This window comes from Shimia fortis (genome assembly GCF_040225985.1).
Lineage (GTDB): Bacteria > Pseudomonadota > Alphaproteobacteria > Rhodobacterales > Rhodobacteraceae > Shimia.
The window spans coordinates 262,588-279,237 of record NZ_JBBPEU010000002.1; the positions used below are offsets into that span (position 1 = coordinate 262,588).

The following is a 16,650-nucleotide window of genomic DNA, read 5'->3' on the forward strand; positions in this document are numbered from 1 at the left end:
TGCGCGCCGTCAGCCCCGCGAGGCGGGCGGCGCGGCCTGCTTTTGGGCCAGGATCCCGTTCCAGAACCGCTCTTGCATCGGGGCGGGACGTCCGAGGCGCCGCGCGATGCAGATGTTCCAGCGCAGTTCTTCTGTCAGGGGCAGGCGTCGCAGCGCTCCGCTTACCAAGAACTCTGCAAAGGTTTCGGGCATTCCCCCGACCACGAGGTCGCTGTTGCAACACAGATCGGCCAGCAGGGCATAGTCATCACATTGCATCGCAGGCAGTTGCGCGGCGAGGTCGGCTGCGGCCTCGTCCCCGCCAAGGGCCATGGCCAGCGCGGCCTGCCAGTGTTTGTGCAAAAAGGGCGATCCCATCGGGAACCGGTCCAGTACGTCGCGCAGGTGATGGGGGCCACCCGATTGAAGCGGATGGCCCCGTCGGATCACGAAAATCACCTGCCGCCGCTCCAGTATCTGGATCTCTATCTGTTCACTGCGTGGCGTGTGGGTCAGGTCGCCCACGAACACGTCGATCTCGCCGCGTTCGAGCATGGCAATCGGTTCATTCGCGGCGCTGACATCGATCCGGCACCGCAAGGTCGGGGTCTCGGCCAGCATGGCTTGCAAGACCGGCGCCACCAGCGTGCGCGTGGTCAGCGGCCCGCAGCCAACCGAAAGCGTCGTTTCTCCCCCGAACCGGATAGCCGCGCTGGTCTTGTGAAACCGTGCCAGATCACCCAACAGGCGCTCGGCCAGCGGCAGGAAAGCGCGCCCCTCGGATGTCAGGGCGGATCCGGTGCGCCCGCGCTCGAACAGGACCATGCCCAATTGCTCTTCGGCGCGCTGGATAATGCGCGTCAGGGTCGCGTTGGACACTGCCAGTTCTTTGGCGCTTTCCTGAAAGCTGCTGGTTTTGGACAGGCTCACAATGGCCCTGAGTGGGGTTTCGTCGATCATTGGCACTCTTTGATTTCACAATTTTCTTTCACTATTCCGCATTTTGAAACCAACTCAAAGTTAAATTGTTCGACACGGGATCCCCTATGTAGCCTGCCCCGACCAACCGCTCGTAGCGGTTTTCCTTTATTGACCGGTAACATCAGGAATCCAGATCAGTGTTCGAAAGTACTTTTTCCCACCTGCCTCGCGCCGTGATCGCAGGCGTCGGGCTGGCGCTTGCCACGGCCTTCGGGGTTACGGCCGAGACCGCCAAACCCAATATTCTTGTCATCATGGCCGATGACGTCGGCTGGGCCAGCCTTGGCAGCTATCATCAGGGCGTCAAAAGCATCCAGACCCCGAACCTTGACCAACTGGCCTCGGAAGGTCTGCGCCTGACCGATTACTACGCACAGCCCTCTTGCACCGCCGGACGTTCGGCCTTTATCACCGGCCAGTTCCCGGTGCGTACAGGCATGCACACGGTCGGGTTGCCGGGCGATCCCGTGGGTCTGGCACCAGAGGACCCCACCCTTGCCAACATGTTGAAACTGATGGGCTACACCACCGGCCAGTTCGGCAAAAACCATCTGGGCGACCAGAACCGGTTTTTGCCCACCGTTAAGGGGTTCGATGAATACTGGGGCTGGCTCTATCACCTGAATGCCATGGAATACACGTCCGACCCGGATTGGCCGGACGATCCGGCTTTCTCCGATCAATTCGGACCGCGCAATATCATCCATGCCTGGGCAACCGAGGAAGAGGATGAAACCGTCGATCCGCGCTGGGGAAAGGTGGGCAAGCAACGTATCGTGGATGATGGCCCCGCCCCACCGGAACGCCAGAAAACGCTCGAAGATGAAGTCACGGCCAAGACGCTCGACTTTATTGACCGCGCGGTGGAGAGCAACACGCCGTTCTTTGTCTGGATGGCCCCGGCACGCGCTCATGTCTGGACTCATCTGAGCCCGAAATACGAAGCCATGCTGGGCAACGGACGCGGCTTGCAGGATGTGGTGATGCAGGAACTTGACGATAATGTCGGCAAGGTGCTTGGGCACTTGGACACGTTGGGGATCTCTGACAACACCATCGTTGTCTTCACCTCGGACAATGGCCCTGAAACCATGACCTGGCCCGATGGCGGCACCACGCCGTTTCACGGTGAAAAGGGCACCACCTGGGAGGGCGGCTTCCGTGTACCCGCGATCATCCGCTGGCCGGGTCACGTTCCGGCAGGCACCGTCGCAAACGGAGTCTTCGACGGGTTGGACTGGATGCCCACCCTTGTTGCCGCCGCCGGGGGCCCCGAGGATCTGCCGGCACGTTTGAAGGAAGGCTACGAGGGATACCAGGTGCATCTGGATGGCTATAACCAGATGTCCTTCCTGACCGGTGAAACAGGGTCGAACCGGGACGAAATCATCTATTACGAAGGTACCAACCTGCAAGCCGTACGCTATCGGGACTGGAAAGCGCATTTCGTCATCCAGGAAAAGGGCTGGGCCGGTCCCAAGGAGGAACTGAATGCGCCCCTCCTGTTCAATCTCCGACGTGACCCCTACGAAAAGGCCGCCGAAGAATCCGGTATGTATACCCGCTGGATGGGTAACAAAATGTGGGCCTTTGGTCCCGCCGCCCGTCTGGTGCAGGCGCATCTGAAAACCTTCGCCGCCTTCCCGCCCCGCGGGGCCGCGGTCAAGAACCAGGACCACGTGCAGGAACAGACCTCGTCCGAGGGCGGTTTCTCGCAATAACCCCACTCACGACAACCCTCCGGCGCGGCTTCGTGCTGCGCCGGCTTTTTCTTGGGAAAAATACCTTGGGGTGAATTGACGCCGCAGGCGTCAAGAGGGGCAACGCCCCTGTTCAAACCCCGTGCCACGACCTATCCTGCCCGTATGTCCCGCTTTGCCCCCCTGCCCGATCCGCCCTATTATGCCGTCATCTTCACCGCGCAACGCACCGAAGGCGATCACGGCTATGACGCCATGGCCGCACAGATGGTGACACTGGCCGAGGATCAGCCCGGCTATATCGGTGCCGAGAGCACCCGCGACGCAGGCGGCCTTGGCATCACTGTCAGTTACTGGGCGGATGAGGACAGCCTCAAAGCGTGGAAAGAGGTGGCGCAACACCTGCTGGCGCAGAAGCTGGGCAAAACACGCTGGTATCAGCACTACACGCTGCGGGTGGCCAGGGTGGAACGGGCCTATGACGGGCCCGAAGGGCGCTAGGGCGGCGTCAGTCCTCTAGCAGATGCTCGTAACGGGCATCGGTCAGGGTTTTCATGAAAGCCACGAGCGCATTAATCCGGGCGTCGTCCAGCGCGGGCCCTTCGGTCAGTTCCGCGAAAGACAGCGAATGTGCCACCTCGGGCGGGGCCCAGGGCTGGCCGGTTTCGGGGTTGATCTGCCGCGCGGCCGCACGGGTGTTATAGCGGTTGTAAAACAACACCACCGTGCGCAGATCCTCGAACACGCCGTTGTGCATATAGGGGCCGGTCACGGCGACGTTGCGCAGGGTCGGCACCTTGAACTTGCCCTCATGCGCCTTGTCCGTCACCACCCGGTTGGCCAGCAAACCGGCATCCACGAAATCCGCCCCGATCCCGTTCAGGCCACGCACGCGGGCATTCACCGGCGTGCCGATATTGTGATATTCGTAATTCGTAAAGGTTTCCTCGGGGTCGATCGCGCTGCGCTTCAACTGGTGGCATAGGTTGCAGTTGGTGAATTGCTGCGAAAAGAACAAAAGACGGCCCAGTTCTTCCTCGCGCGTCAATTCCACCTCGCCGCGCAGGAAGCGGTCGTATTTTGAATCAAACGGCGCGAACAGGTCCGTGCGCTCGAACGCGGCAATGGCGCGGGTCATGGCCCCGTAAGAGGCCTCGACATCTGCGAACAGATCGGCGCCGAACAGGGCTTGCATCGACTGGATATAGTCGGGATTTTCCTGCAAACGGGCGACGACGCTCGCCTTGTCGGGCATGCCCATCTCGATCGGGTTCAACGGTGGCCCACCCGCCTGCCCCTCAAGATCGGCTTCGCGTCCGTCCCAGAACATGCCCCCCACATACCGGCCATCCTTGTCGACATGAAACCGCGGGGAAAAGGCCGCATAAGACGCCGTCGGTGCCGAACGATCGCCAAGCGACTCGCCATCATCGCCAAGGCTGACCGCGCGCCCTGCCTCGGTCTCGCGCGGGTCGGCAAAGCCATACTCGGGATCATGACAGGTCGCGCAGGACTGGGTCCGATTGCGCGACAGATTCACGTCAAAAAACAGCGCTTCACCAAGGGCTTCGATGCTTGGGTAAGCAGGCTCGGCCATGGCGACCCCGCTTGCTGAAATCGCGATCAGGCCACCCGCAAAGGCAGTCAGGACAGGGCGCATCTGAGGAACTCCGAGCAGGTCAATGTGCCCTTGATAGGGGCTCTGCGGGACATAGACCTTAATTCAGATCAAAACACTAGGGTATTTTTACCCACCCCAGATGATCCGCACGTAATTGCGCGTTTCTTTGTAGGGCGGCACCCCGCCATGTTTACGCACGGCCTCGGGACCGGCGTTATAGGCCGCCAACGCAAGACGCCACGACCCGAAATCCTTGTACTGGCGCGACAGGTAGCGCGCGCCGCCATCCAGGTTCTGATAGGGGTCATGCGGATCCACCCCCAGCATCTGCGCGGTCTGCGGCATCAACTGTGCCAGCCCCAGCGCGCCCTTGTGCGACTTGGCCTTGGCGTTCCAGCCCGATTCCTGTTGCACCAGTTTCAGGAACAGGTCCACGGGAATCCCGTGCCGCAACGCGGCCTCTCGGGCCATAGCCAGATAAGGCCCGTTATATTTGCCCTTGAAACTGCCATTGCCCCATTTGCTGGGCGTGTAGATCGGGGCCGGTTTCAGACGGACCGAGTTCTTGTATTGCTGTTTGGCCCGCGTATCGAGCACCTTGGTCTGCGCCTTGAACAGGCGCTTGCTGGATTTGGACGATGTGTAATCCGCCGCCGCCAGGGGCGCGACGCTCAAGCCGGTCAATATTCCGGCAACAATCAAGCTGCGCAACATCTGCTGTAACCTGCCTCACGAAGGTCAATCGCGCGCAAGATACACGATTTTGCGATGCAAACACCAGTTTCTTCTGTGACGCACCGGAAGTGGCCGGATTTTGCCACGCGGCAAACCGGGGACCAAAGCGGATTTCACACGAATTAGGGTTTTATTCACCCTGTTGGAATGATCTATGCTGGCGCGGACCAAACAAGATTCTGAGGGGAGTAAGGCGTATGGCCGGTTCTGTGAACAAGGTAATCATCGTGGGCAATCTGGGGCGCGATCCAGAGGTGCGCACCTTCCAGAACGGCGGCAAGGTCTGTAACCTGCGCATTGCCACCTCTGAAACCTGGAAAGACCGCAACACCGGCGAACGCCGCGAACGCACCGAATGGCATACGGTCGCGATCTTTTCCGAAGGCCTCGTGCGGGTGTGCGAACAATACCTGCGCAAGGGATCCAAAGTGTATATCGAGGGCAAACTCCAGACCCGTAAATGGCAGGACCAGTCAGGTCAGGATCGTTATTCGACCGAAGTCGTTCTTCAAGGCTTCGACGGCACGCTGATCATGCTGGACGGCCGCAGCGGCGGTGGCGGCGGCGGTGACTACGGCGGCGGTCAGGGTGGAGGCTATGGCGGCGGCTATGGCGATCAGGGCGGCTATGGCGGCGGTTACGACAGCGGCCCGTCCGGCGGTCCGTCGGGCGGCGGCAGTGCCCCGGCCCGAGATCTGGATGACGAAATCCCGTTCTGATTTTCGTGAGGCTGTGATGACACTTCCCGATTTCGATCGCGCGCTTGAAACGCGCCTCGTCACCTATTGCGCCATCGACAGCCAGAGCGACGAAACCTCGCCCACCCAGCCCAGCACGGCAATCCAGCTGGACATGCAGCGCCATCTTCTGGCCGAGCTGGACCGGATCGGCGCGTCGGATGTGTCTCTGACCGACTATGGCGCGGTGCTGGCCACGGTGCCCGCCACGGTCAAAAACGCCCCGACCATCGGGTTCTGCGCCCATGTCGATACGGCCCCGCAATACAATGCGAGCGGCGTGAAACCCCGTGTGCACCGGGCTTGGGATGGCCGCGATATCGCCTTCCCCGACGCGCCCGCACTGCGCCTCGGGGCGGACATGTCCGACTATCTGGCCGGCAAGGTCGGCGAGGATATCATCACCGCTTCGGGGGCCACGCTTCTGGGCGCGGATGACAAATCAGGCGTTGCCATCATCATGACAATGGCAGAACACCTGCTGTCCACGCCCGGCCTGAACCATGGCAAGATCCGTTTGGCCTTTACCCCGGACGAGGAAATCGGACGCGGGGTCGACCCCCGCCTGCCCGCCGATTTCGGCGCAGACTTTGCCTATACGCTGGATGGCAGCCGGGCTGGCAGCATCGAGTTTGAAAGCTTTTCGGCAGATGGCGCCACGGTGACGATCACCGGAGTGTCGGCGCATCCCGGCTGGGCCAAAGACAAGCTGGTCAATGCCTTGCATGTGGCCGCAAAAATCGTCGCCGATCTGGATCAGGACGGCCAAACCCCCGAAACCACGGACGGGCGCGATGGCTTTATCCATGTGTATGGGCTGGAAGGCGGCTCCTCCGAGGCCACGATCAAGTTTATCCTGCGGGATTTTGAGCTGGACGGTCTCGAGGCGCACCACGCCCGCCTGCAACGGGTCTGTGCCGACGCCGAGGCCACCTTTCCGGGGGCACGGGTGGCATGCGAGATCACCAAGCAATACCGCAACATGCGCTATTGGCTGGAAAACGACATGACCCCTGTCGATCTGGCGCGCGCGGCCTATCGCGCCGAAGGGCTTGAGCCGCTGTCGATCCCGATCCGCGGCGGCACGGACGGCTCACGCCTGACCGAGCTGGGCGTGCCGTGCCCGAACCTGTTCACCGGCATGCAGGAAATCCACGGACCGCTGGAATGGATCAGTGTCCAGGACATGGCGCTGGCCACGCGCATCTGCCTGCAACTGGTGCAGAACGCTGCCCGCTAAACCCGGACATCCGTCTTCATCTTGCCAAAAATACTCAAAAAAACGGCCCCGCCTTGGCGGGGCCACTTCTATTCAAGCGGGCTCTTTCACCGCTCGACGCTGAACCCGTAAGTCTCGGTCACATAATCGATATCCTTGTCCCCGCGCCCGGACAGATTGATCAGGATCGACTTGCCTGGATTTTTGGGAGCCTCGCGCATGGCAAAAGCCACGGCATGGGCGCTTTCCAATGCCGGGATGATGCCTTCGTGACGCGACAGATCATAGAAGGCCTGCAGCGCCTCTTTGTCATTGGCCGCCGTGTAATTCGCGCGTCCTGAACGATAGAGATAGGCATGTTCCGGCCCCACCCCGGGATAATCCAGCCCCGACGCTACCGTATGCACCGGTGCGGGTTCGCCTGCCTCGTCCTTGAGCACCATCGTGCGGAAGCCGTGAATGTCGCCATCCTCGCCAAAAGTGATGGTCGCGGCGTGGTCGCCGAGATTGGACGAGGTGCCCATCGGCTCCACGCCAAAAAGCGCTACGTCCTCGTCGTCGATAAAGCCCGCAAAAAGGCCCATCGCGTTTGATCCGCCGCCGACACAGGCCGCCACCATATCCGGCAGGTCGCCTGTCATTTCAAGGAACTGTTCGCGCGATTCAATCCCCACGACGTGCTGGAAATCCCGCACCATCATCGGGAACGGATGCGGCCCCACGACCGAGCCGATGGCAAAAAGCGCGGTGTCGGCCTGCGGCACATAGGATTGGAACGCGCTGTCCACGGCCTCTTTCAGGGACCGCCCACCAAACCCCACCGGCACCACCTCGGCCCCGAGCAACTTCATGCGGGTCACGTTGGGGGCTTCCTTGGCTATGTCGATCTCGCCCATGTGGATCTCACACTCCATGCCGAAATAGGCCGCCGCCGTGGCCAGTGCCACGCCGTGCTGCCCGGCGCCGGTTTCGGCCATCAGCTTGGTCTTGCCCATGTGCTTGGCCAGCAACGCCTCGGCCATGCAATGGTTCAGCTTATGCGCGCCGGTGTGATTCAGGTCCTCGCGCTTGGCGTAGATCTGGGCCCCGCCGCATTTGACGCTGAGGTTTTTCAGATGCGACACGGGCGTCGGGCGCCCCTGGAAATGCTTGCGGATATACCGCAGGTCGCGGATGAATTTGGCCGACTTTGAAATCGTGTCGTAAGCCTTTGCAATTTCTTTGAAATGCGGTTCCAGAACAGGGGGCAATTCCGCCCCACCGTAATCGCCGAAAAAGCCATCACGGGTGGGGTGGGATTTCAGGTAAGAGGACATGCGGTTTCCCTTCAACTTTTCGTGAAGCGGACGATTGCCCAATTGTTACGCTAAAGTGAGATGTCACTTTGACGCGGTAACGCGTTGCGCCCCGCGCGTCGCTGCTGACAGGGGAAAGGCCGGCGTCAGCGCCGCGCCAGTTCATCCACCAGCAGTTGATGCACCACGTCGCGGGGCACATCCGCCGTCACAAAGGCCTGACCGATCCCACGCGCGAGAATGAACCGCAACTGGCCATCCACGACCTTCTTGTCCTGCGCCATCAGATCCAGCAGCCCGTCAGCATCCGGCAGATCACCGTCAATGTCGCGCAGGTCCACCTTCATGCCCATGTCGGCCAGGTGAGCGCGCACGCGGCTCGGGTCTTCCTGAGCGCAAAGCCCCAGTCGGGAACTCAGCTCGAACGCCAATGCACATCCGATCGCCACGCCTTCGCCGTGCAACAGGCGGTCCCCATAGCCCGTCGCCGCCTCAAGCGCGTGACAGAAAGTGTGGCCAAGGTTCAACAGCGCACGGTCGCCCTGCTCGGTCTCATCGCGGGCAACGATCTCGGCTTTCATCTCGCAAGACCGTTTCACCGCCGCGATCCGCGCGGCCATGTCGCCAGACGCCAACGCTGGCCCCCGCCCTTCGAGCCATTCGAAAAACGCCGCATCGCCCAGCAGCCCGTATTTCACGACCTCGCCATAGCCGGCCAGAAAATCGCGCGGCGTCAGCGTGCCAAGAACCTCGGTATCGGCGAGCACCAGCGCGGGCTGGTGGAACGCGCCAATCAGGTTCTTGCCCTGCGCCGAGTTGATGCCGGTCTTGCCGCCTACCGAACTGTCAACCTGCGCCAGAAGCGAGGTCGGGATCTGCACAAAACCCACACCCCGACGCAGCACGGCCGCCGCGAACCCGGTCAGGTCGCCAATGACGCCGCCGCCGAAAGCCACGACCAGATCGCGCCGCTCGACCTTTTGCTCCAGCAGCCATTCAACCGTGCGGGTGAAATGGGGCCAGCTCTTGGTGCTTTCCCCCGCGGGCAGCACAAGCACCTCGATCGAGATGCCCTCGGCGGCCAGCCCCGTGCGCAATGTCTCGATATGCAGGGCAGCGACGTTTTCATCGGTGACCACGCACAGCTTCTTGCGCTTCAGCAGCGGTGCAATCAGGGCGCCCGCGCGGGCCAGAAGGCCCGGACCGATGTGAATGTCATAGGCGCGCTCGCCCAGTCCGACATGTACAGTTTCCATCAGGAAGTCTTCTCCAGAACGTCAGGACGGCTCAGAAGCACATCCGCGACACGCTCTGCCATCTCGTCAATCGTATAGGCCGGGTCGGCTTTGACCGACAATTCCGCCTGTTTGTAAACGGGCACGCGGGCCTCGAAAATCTCGGTCAGGGTCGCCTTGGGATCGGGCGTGCGCAACAGGGGCCGCGTGTCCTTGTGACGGACCCGGTTCCACAGAAGGTCAAGGTCGGCATCCAGCCATACCGCCGCCCCTTTCTGGGAAATCATCGCGCGGTTTTCATCACTGAGGTAAGCTCCGCCTCCGGTCGAAAGAATGCCGCGCTCTTCGTCGAGAAGGCGCTCGATCACCTGCGTTTCCTTGCGGCGGAAAAACGGCTCGCCGTCACGGGCAAAAATCTCGGCAATGGTCATGTTGGCGGCTTTTTCGATCTCGGCGTCCGAATCAAGGAAAGGAACGCCAAGACGGGCCGCAAGGGCACGCCCCACGGCGGTTTTTCCGGCGCCCATCATGCCCACCAGAACCACCGTCTTTTTCAGCTTCAATCCCATGTCACCGTCCGCAATCGGCCAAGCTTTGCCCAAATTTCATCTTTCCTCACTGAATGACGTGATATTGCGGAAAAGGCCAGTTATAAACTGGAAAAAACAGGCAGAGAATAATCGGGGTAAACCATGGGCAGACTGATCCGCCTTCTTGTTGTGCTGATCGTATTGGGGGCTATCGCTTTCGTAGGATATGCCTATCTCGGCCCGATTCTCGGGGCAGATTTCTCGGCCCCGCAGGAAGAAATCCGCGTGCCCGTAATCCTGCAGGGCGGCGATGGCAGCTAGGCCTCTTCTGACCTCTGGTTTTGTATGTCTCGCCTCGGCGGTGCTGTCGGACACGGCGCCCCTGTCGGCGATCGACTGGCTGAACCAGACCCCTACGGTCACCATCGACATGGGCGCCCCCGACGACGCGCCCGCGGTTTCAACCGGCCCGGTTTCGCCGCCGATCACGGTTGATCAGCTGGATGCCCCCGGACGCGATGCGGTCGGGTTACTGCCATCCTCGGTCACGGGCCTGCCGGACACGCTCTGGCAGTCGAGTTCCTCCGAGCGTCTGGCCGACCTGATCGCGCGGCAACGCCCCGAGTTGATGCCGGCCATGCAGGCGCTGCTTTATACGCTGCTTCTGGCCGAGGCGAACCCGCCCCGCGACACTGGGCAAGGCGACATTTTCCTGCTGGCGCGGATCGACAAGCTGATGGAAATGGGCGCGCTGGAACAGGCTGCGGCCCTTGTGGCGCGCGCCGGTCCCGAGACCCCTGCCCTGTTCGCACGCTGGTTCGATATTTCGCTTTTGATGGGGCAAGAGGCCGCCGCCTGCGAGGCCCTGACCGCCGCGCCGCATCTTGCGCCGGGCTATGCCGCGCGCATCTTCTGTACCGCGCGCGCCGGAGACTGGAGCGCCGCCGCGCTCACTCTGGATACCGCCAATGCGCTGCACTTGCTGACCGAGGAAGAAGACGCGTTGTTGCTGCGGTTTCTTGACCCCGAGCTGTTCGAGGGCGAGGCGATGTTCTTCACGCCGCGCGACCTGACGCCGCTGACTTTCCGCCTGTATGAGGCAATTGGCGAACCCCAGCCCACCACCGCGCTGTCGCGGGCCTATGCCAATGCCGACCTGCGCAGCACGGCAGGCTGGAAGCCCCGCCTTGAAGCGGCCGAACGGCTGGCCCGTACCGGGGCCCTGCCGGAAAACCGGCTGATCGGCATCTACAGCGAAGGCAAACCGTCGGCTTCGGGCATGATCTGGGATCGGGTCGGCGCGCTTCAGGCCTTTGACGCGGCACTGGCCGCTGGGGATGCGCGCGCCGTCGCCGAGACCCTGCCCAAGGCATGGTCGGCGGTGCAATCCGTGCATCTTGAGGTGCCATTTGCCCGCCTGTTCGGCGAAGACCTTCTGAACCTGAACCTGACCGGCGTGGTCGGCAAGCTGGCCCGCGACATTGCCCTTTTGTCGCCTGCCTACGAGGCTGCGGCCCGCAAAGGCCCCCGCGATTTCCTTGCGGGGCTGGCGCTTGGTAATCCGCCACTGAAACCGCAAACCCCGCTTTATCGTGCGATCTCCGACGGGTTCCACGGCGCGCGGGTGCCGATTGAGGTATCCTCCATGCTGGCCCGCGGCCAGTTGGGAGAAGCGATCCTGCACGCGATGACCCTGATGCAGGACGGTGCCAATGGCGACCTGACCTCGCTGACCGATGCGCTGGCCATTTTCCGGGCCGTGGGGCTTGAGGATACGGCGCGGCAGGCAGCCCTGCAGGCGGCCATCATCGACACGCGGGGCTGAGCATGAGTGACCTGCGCTGGATTTCGACCTTTCTGGACGCCCAGGCCGCCGAACATGGCGCGGCCCGCAACACGCAAGAGGCTTATGCCCGCGACCTGCGCGATGTGTTCGAGTGGACCGCGCGCGAAGGCAGGGAACTGGCCACGCTGACCCGCGCCGATATCGAAGCCTACCTTGTGCATTGCGAGGCACAGGGTCTGGCCAAATCGACACGGGCACGGCGTCTGTCGGCGATCAAGCAGCTGTACCGCTTTGCGTTTGAGGAAGGCTGGCGCGCGGACAACCCTGCCATCCAGATCAAGGGCCCGGGCCGCGATCAGCGCCTGCCCAAGACGCTTGACATGGTCGAGGTCGACGCGCTCTTGCAGGCCGCCCGCCAGTTCGGCCGGAACGAAGCCGACCGGCTGCGCAATACCTGTCTGCTGGAACTGCTTTACGCCACGGGTATGCGGGTGACCGAGCTTGTCTCGCTGCCTGTTTCGGCCACGCGTGGCGATCCGCGCATGTTGCTGATCCGGGGCAAGGGCAACAAGGAACGCATGGTGCCCCTGTCCCCGCCCGCGCGCGACGCGCTGGCCGCGTGGCTGACCCAGCGCGATACAGCCGAGGACAAGGCCCGCCTTGAAAAGGGCAAGCCCGCCTCGCGGTTCCTGTTTCCTTCGCGCGGCAAACTGGGGCATCTGACCCGCAACCGGTTCTACCTGTTGATCAAGGACATCGCGGTTCAGGCAGGGGTGTCGCCCGCCAAGGTCACGCCCCACACGTTGCGCCATGCCTTTGCCACGCATCTTCTGGCGAACGGCGCCGACCTGCGCACGATCCAGACATTGCTGGGCCATGCGGACGTGGCCACAACCGAAATTTACACCCATGTTCTTGACGAACGCCTGCGCGAACTGGTCGAGACGCATCATCCATTGGCAAAATCGGGAAAATAGCAGCGCGCCCGCTTGATTGCACGCCATGGGATGCCCATAACCCATTGCATGAGCACAACCGTCACCGATACCGTCACCCTTGCCGCGTCCACCCCTTTCGATTCCGCCTTCTGGATGACAGCGGGGGCCATTCTGGGCCTGCTGGTCCTGTCCGGGTTTTTCTCGGGCTCCGAAACCGCGCTAACCGCGGCCTCGCGCGGGAAACTGCGCACGCAGGCCGACAAGGGCAACCGCGGCGCGCAACGCGCACTGGACATCACCGAAGACAGTGAACGTCTGATCGGATCTGTTCTGCTGGGCAACAACCTCGTGAACATCCTTGCCGCGTCGCTGGCCACCGCCCTGTTCACGCAGGCGTTTGGCGAATCCGGCGTGGCGCTGGCCACACTGGTCATGACCCTGTTGGTGCTGATCTTTGCCGAGGTCCTGCCCAAAACCTATGCGATCACCGCGCCGGAATCGGCGGCCTCTCTTGTGGCGCGCCCGATCAGTATCGTGGTCACGGTCTTTGCACCGGTCGTGTCCGCCGTGCGGATGCTGGTGCGGCTGGTGCTGCGCATTTTCGGCGTTCAGACCGACCCCGACAGCCATATCCTTGCCGTGCGCGAAGAAATCGCGGGCGCGATCCAGCTTGGCCACTCGGAAGGCATCGTTGAAAAAGAAGACCGCGACCGGATTCTAGGCGCGCTGGACCTGTCGGAACGCGCGGTCGAGGAAATCATGCTGCACCGCTCGGGCATCGAGATGATCGACGCCGACAGCGCCCCGGCCGACATCCTGAACCAATGCCTTGAGAGCAACTATACCCGCCTGCCCGTCTTCAAGGATGATCCCGAAAACATCGTCGGCGTGGTGCACGCCAAAGACCTGTTCCGGGCGCTGTATAAAAGGGTCTCCAACGCGACCGGACCTCTGGAAGGGCTGACCGATTTTGCCATCGCAGAGGTGGCCAAGGAACCCTATTTCGTACCGGAAACCACGTCGCTGGATGACCAGATGCGCGAATTCCTGCGCCGCCATTCGCATTTTGCGCTGGTGGTGGACGAATATGGCTCGCTTCAGGGGCTGATCACGCTTGAGGATATTCTCGAGGAAATCGTGGGCGAGATCACTGACGAGTTCGACATCGACGACCAGCCCGAAATCGCCCGTGCCGAAGATGGCCAGTTCCTGATCGACGGGGCCATGACCATCCGCGACCTGAACCGCGCCACCGACTGGTCCCTGCCCGATGACGAGGCGAACACCGTGGCCGGGCTTGTCATTCACGAGGCCCAGATGATCCCCACTGTAGGGCAGGTGTTCTCTTTCCACGGCTTCCGCTTCGAGGTCATGGAACGCGAGGCCAACCGGATCACCGTGCTCAAGATTCGTCCTCTTTGACGGCGGCGCATCACATCCCGTGATGCCCCGCCCCACAAAATTCACTTGTTAATTGTCGCGAACCTGCTTGATCCTGTCGCGAGAAAGCCGCTTTTGATGTTCTCGAAAGCGCGCACAGGAGGCGGGACGTGAACAATCTTCGGGGCATTTTGATGATCATCCTCGCCATGGCGGGGTTCACGATCGAGGACATGTTCATCAAGTCCCTGTCGGCCACCTTGCCCACGGGGCAGATCATGATCGGCATCGGGCTGGGCTGCGCTTTGTTGTTTGCGGGTCTGGCGCTGCGCAATGGTGAAAACCTGTTTGCCCCTGCCGCATGGCGCCCCCTTCTGTTGCTGCGCGCCGCATCCGAGGCTGTTGCCACGATCTTTTTTATGTCGGCGCTGGCACGTGTGGATATCTCGACCGTGGCCGCCGTGTTCCAGGCGACACCGCTTGCCATCGCGATGGGCGCAGCGCTGTTTCTGGGCGATCAGGTGGGCTGGCGCCGCTGGAGCGCGATCGGGCTGGGCTTTTTCGGCGTCCTGCTGATCATTCGGCCCGGTCTTGACGGGTTCGAACCGGCCAGCCTTCTGGTTCTGGTCACCGTTGTGGCCGTGGCCATGCGCGACCTTGTCACCCGCTTCATCGACAGTTCGGTTTCGTCCAGCATCGTATCGTTCCAGGGCTTTGGATCTATGGTGGTGGGTGGCGCGCTGCTGCTGCCGTTCTCGGGACAGGCTCTTGTCCTACCACAGGGAAACGAACCCCTGATGTTCGCAGGCGCCATCCTGTTCGGGGCGATCGGCTATTTTGGCATCGTCACCGCCATGCGGGTCGGCCAGCCCGCCGTGGTTGCACCCTATCGCTATACGCGCCTGATCTTCTCGATCCTTGCGGGGATGCTGGTCTTTGGCGAACGTCCCGACCTTCTGACACTGACCGGGGCGGCGCTGATCATCGGATCTGGCCTTTACACCTTCCTGCGCGAACGCAGGCTAGCGGAACCTGCCGCCGCCTGAACGGCCCATGGCGAGCAGCCCGTTGCGTGATCCTGTCGCTGTTAGCCCTAACCTTTCCGCCTTGCGCCCCGCGCCGTGTTTACATTCGCCGCGCCCCTGCTATGAACGCGGCAAATGCCCATATTTCCGAAGGAACCACGCCTCATGAGCACCATTATCGACATCCACGCCCGCGAGATTCTCGACAGCCGCGGCAACCCCACCGTCGAAGTCGACGTGATCCTCGAAGACGGCACGCTGGGCCGTGCCGCCGTGCCTTCGGGTGCCTCGACCGGCGCACATGAAGCCGTGGAAAAACGCGACGGCAACAAGGACCGCTACTTTGGCAAGGGCGTGCTGGAAGCCTGCGCCGCCGTGAACGGCGAAATCGCCGAGGCACTGGTGGGCATGGACGTGACCGAGCAGGTCGCCCTCGACGCTGCCATGATCGAACTTGACGGCACCCCCAACAAAGGCCGCCTTGGCGCCAACGCCATCCTCGGCGTGTCGCTGGCCTGCGCCAAGGCCGCTGCAGATTTCACCGCACAGCCCCTGTTCCGCTATGTCGGCGGCACCTCGGCCCGCGTTCTGCCCGTGCCGATGATGAACATCATCAATGGCGGCGAACATGCCGACAACCCGATCGACATCCAGGAATTCATGATCATGCCTGTGTCGGCCGCCAACATCAAAGAGGCCGTCCGCATGGGCGCCGAGGTGTTCCACACCCTGAAAAAAGAACTCTCCGCCGCGGGCCTCTCGACCGGCATCGGTGACGAAGGCGGCTTTGCCCCCAATATCGGCTCGACCCGCGACGCGCTCGACTTCATCAAAACCTCGGTGGAAAAAGCCGGCTACAAGCTGGGTGAAGACATCTACCTCGCCCTCGATTGTGCCTCCTCGGAATACTACAAGGACGGCAAATACGAGCTGAAAGGCGAAGGCAAATCGCTGACTTCGGAAGAAAACGCCCAATACCTCGCCGATCTCTGCGCCGACTACCCGATCATCTCGATCGAAGACGGCATGGACGAGGACGACTGGGAAGGCTGGAAACTGTTGACCGACAAGATCGGCGACAAGGTGCAGCTGGTCGGTGACGACCTGTTCGTGACCAACCCCACCCGTCTGGCCGATGGCATTGCGCAAGGCGTCGCCAACTCGATGCTTGTCAAGGTGAACCAGATCGGCTCGCTGACTGAAACGCTGAAGGCCGTCGATATGGCCCACCGCGCGCGCTACACCAACGTGATGTCGCACCGCTCGGGCGAAACCGAGGACGCCACCATCGCCGACCTCGCCGTCGCAACCAACTGCGGCCAGATCAAAACCGGCTCGCTGGCGCGTTCGGACCGGCTCGCCAAGTACAATCAGCTGATCCGCATCGAGGAACTGCTGGGCGAGACAGCCGAATATGCAGGCCGCTCAATCCTGAAATAGGTCAGGACCACTAAATCCCCGATAGGGGAACCGGTGAAAGCCGGTTCCC

At 62.1% G+C, this 16,650-nt stretch carries 16 protein-coding genes; 10 read left to right on the top strand and 6 right to left on the bottom strand.

All coding sequences use genetic code 11. The annotated features are described in order from the left end of the window. Nucleotides 1-9: 9 nt before the first annotated feature. Nucleotides 10-939, bottom strand: a complete 930-nt coding sequence (locus tag WNE31_RS04550) for a LysR family transcriptional regulator (protein WP_349978518.1) — start codon at nucleotides 937-939, stop codon at nucleotides 10-12. Nucleotides 940-1,097: 158 nt separating this feature from the next. Between WNE31_RS04550 and WNE31_RS04555 the strand changes: the two genes are divergently transcribed. Beyond that, nucleotides 1,098-2,681, top strand: a complete 1,584-nt coding sequence (locus tag WNE31_RS04555) for an arylsulfatase (protein WP_349978519.1) — start codon at nucleotides 1,098-1,100, stop codon at nucleotides 2,679-2,681. 144 nt (nucleotides 2,682-2,825) lie between these two features. Beyond that, the gene (locus tag WNE31_RS04560) at nucleotides 2,826-3,161 is read left to right on the top strand and encodes an antibiotic biosynthesis monooxygenase family protein (protein WP_349978520.1); all 336 of its coding nucleotides are present in this window, start codon (nucleotides 2,826-2,828) and stop codon (nucleotides 3,159-3,161) included. 7 nt (nucleotides 3,162-3,168) lie between these two features. Here WNE31_RS04560 and WNE31_RS04565 read toward each other — a convergent pair whose 3' ends face one another. Both WNE31_RS04565 and WNE31_RS04570 read right to left on the bottom strand, forming a co-directional pair. Next, nucleotides 3,169-4,320 carry a cytochrome-c peroxidase gene (locus WNE31_RS04565; protein WP_463407417.1) on the bottom strand — a complete coding sequence of 384 codons (1,152 nt, stop codon included), beginning with the start codon at nucleotides 4,318-4,320 and terminating at the stop codon, nucleotides 3,169-3,171. A gap of 87 nt (nucleotides 4,321-4,407) precedes the next feature. Further along, entirely contained in the window at nucleotides 4,408-4,995 is a 588-nt protein-coding gene (locus tag WNE31_RS04570) for a lytic transglycosylase domain-containing protein (RefSeq protein WP_349978521.1), read from the bottom strand. 218 nt (nucleotides 4,996-5,213) lie between these two features. Between WNE31_RS04570 and ssb the strand changes: the two genes are divergently transcribed. Both ssb and pepT read left to right on the top strand, forming a co-directional pair. After that, entirely contained in the window at nucleotides 5,214-5,735 is a 522-nt protein-coding gene (gene ssb / locus WNE31_RS04575; RefSeq protein WP_349978522.1) for a single-stranded DNA-binding protein, read from the top strand. A gap of 16 nt (nucleotides 5,736-5,751) precedes the next feature. Next, on the top strand, nucleotides 5,752-6,993 hold the full coding sequence (gene pepT, locus WNE31_RS04580) for a peptidase T (protein ID WP_349978523.1): 1,242 nt from the start codon (nucleotides 5,752-5,754) through the stop codon (nucleotides 6,991-6,993). A gap of 86 nt (nucleotides 6,994-7,079) precedes the next feature. Here pepT and trpB read toward each other — a convergent pair whose 3' ends face one another. The 3 genes from trpB to WNE31_RS04595 form a co-directional block, all read right to left on the bottom strand. Continuing rightward, on the bottom strand, nucleotides 7,080-8,288 hold the full coding sequence (gene trpB, locus WNE31_RS04585) for a tryptophan synthase subunit beta (RefSeq protein ID WP_349978524.1): 1,209 nt from the start codon (nucleotides 8,286-8,288) through the stop codon (nucleotides 7,080-7,082). A gap of 125 nt (nucleotides 8,289-8,413) precedes the next feature. After that, a complete protein-coding gene (gene aroB, locus WNE31_RS04590) occupies nucleotides 8,414-9,526 on the bottom strand; it encodes a 3-dehydroquinate synthase (RefSeq protein WP_349978906.1) in 1,113 nt (370 codons plus the stop codon). Then, a complete protein-coding gene (locus WNE31_RS04595) occupies nucleotides 9,523-10,071 on the bottom strand; it encodes a shikimate kinase (RefSeq protein ID WP_349978907.1) in 549 nt (182 codons plus the stop codon). Before WNE31_RS04595 ends, aroB begins: the two co-directional genes overlap by 4 nt. A gap of 123 nt (nucleotides 10,072-10,194) precedes the next feature. On the opposite strand from WNE31_RS04595, the gene WNE31_RS04600 reads away from it, so the two are divergent. The 6 genes from WNE31_RS04600 (at nucleotide 10,195) to eno (ending at nucleotide 16,601) form a co-directional block, all read left to right on the top strand. After that, nucleotides 10,195-10,353 carry a hypothetical protein gene (locus WNE31_RS04600; protein WP_349978525.1) on the top strand — a complete coding sequence of 53 codons (159 nt, stop codon included), beginning with the start codon at nucleotides 10,195-10,197 and terminating at the stop codon, nucleotides 10,351-10,353. Next, the gene (locus WNE31_RS04605; protein WP_349978526.1) at nucleotides 10,343-11,857 is read left to right on the top strand and encodes a hypothetical protein; all 1,515 of its coding nucleotides are present in this window, start codon (nucleotides 10,343-10,345) and stop codon (nucleotides 11,855-11,857) included. The genes WNE31_RS04600 and WNE31_RS04605 overlap by 11 nt, the downstream gene beginning before the upstream one ends. A 2-nt stretch (nucleotides 11,858-11,859) precedes the next feature. Then, nucleotides 11,860-12,795, top strand: a complete 936-nt coding sequence (locus WNE31_RS04610) for a site-specific tyrosine recombinase XerD (protein ID WP_349978527.1) — start codon at nucleotides 11,860-11,862, stop codon at nucleotides 12,793-12,795. Nucleotides 12,796-12,843: 48 nt separating this feature from the next. Continuing rightward, nucleotides 12,844-14,178 (top strand): HlyC/CorC family transporter, encoded by a 1,335-nt coding sequence (locus WNE31_RS04615; protein ID WP_349978529.1) that lies wholly within the window; start codon nucleotides 12,844-12,846, stop codon nucleotides 14,176-14,178. Between the two features lie 128 nt (nucleotides 14,179-14,306). Then, entirely contained in the window at nucleotides 14,307-15,182 is an 876-nt protein-coding gene (locus WNE31_RS04620; protein WP_349978530.1) for a DMT family transporter, read from the top strand. 144 nt (nucleotides 15,183-15,326) lie between these two features. Further along, entirely contained in the window at nucleotides 15,327-16,601 is a 1,275-nt protein-coding gene (gene eno, locus WNE31_RS04625) for a phosphopyruvate hydratase (RefSeq protein WP_349978531.1), read from the top strand. Nucleotides 16,602-16,650: the final 49 nt, after the last annotated feature.

Bases quoted from the DNA above. Each gene is read 5' to 3' on its own strand.
- WNE31_RS04610 (WP_349978527.1), top strand. From the start codon at position 11,860: ATGAGTGACCTGCGCTGGATTTCGACCTTTCTGGACGCCCAGGCCGCC.
- WNE31_RS04565 (WP_463407417.1), bottom strand. From the start codon at position 4,320: ATGCGCCCTGTCCTGACTGCCTTTGCGGGTGGCCTGATCGCGATTTCA.
- eno (WP_349978531.1), top strand. From the start codon at position 15,327: ATGAGCACCATTATCGACATCCACGCCCGCGAGATTCTCGACAGCCGC.
- WNE31_RS04560 (WP_349978520.1), top strand. From the start codon at position 2,826: ATGTCCCGCTTTGCCCCCCTGCCCGATCCGCCCTATTATGCCGTCATC.
- WNE31_RS04570 (WP_349978521.1), bottom strand. From the start codon at position 4,995: ATGTTGCGCAGCTTGATTGTTGCCGGAATATTGACCGGCTTGAGCGTC.
- WNE31_RS04595 (WP_349978907.1), bottom strand. From the start codon at position 10,071: ATGGGATTGAAGCTGAAAAAGACGGTGGTTCTGGTGGGCATGATGGGC.
- trpB (WP_349978524.1), bottom strand. From the start codon at position 8,288: ATGTCCTCTTACCTGAAATCCCACCCCACCCGTGATGGCTTTTTCGGC.
- WNE31_RS04600 (WP_349978525.1), top strand. From the start codon at position 10,195: ATGGGCAGACTGATCCGCCTTCTTGTTGTGCTGATCGTATTGGGGGCT.
- ssb (WP_349978522.1), top strand. From the start codon at position 5,214: ATGGCCGGTTCTGTGAACAAGGTAATCATCGTGGGCAATCTGGGGCGC.
- WNE31_RS04605 (WP_349978526.1), top strand. From the start codon at position 10,343: ATGGCAGCTAGGCCTCTTCTGACCTCTGGTTTTGTATGTCTCGCCTCG.
- WNE31_RS04615 (WP_349978529.1), top strand. From the start codon at position 12,844: ATGAGCACAACCGTCACCGATACCGTCACCCTTGCCGCGTCCACCCCT.
- WNE31_RS04550 (WP_349978518.1), bottom strand. From the start codon at position 939: ATGATCGACGAAACCCCACTCAGGGCCATTGTGAGCCTGTCCAAAACC.
- pepT (WP_349978523.1), top strand. From the start codon at position 5,752: ATGACACTTCCCGATTTCGATCGCGCGCTTGAAACGCGCCTCGTCACC.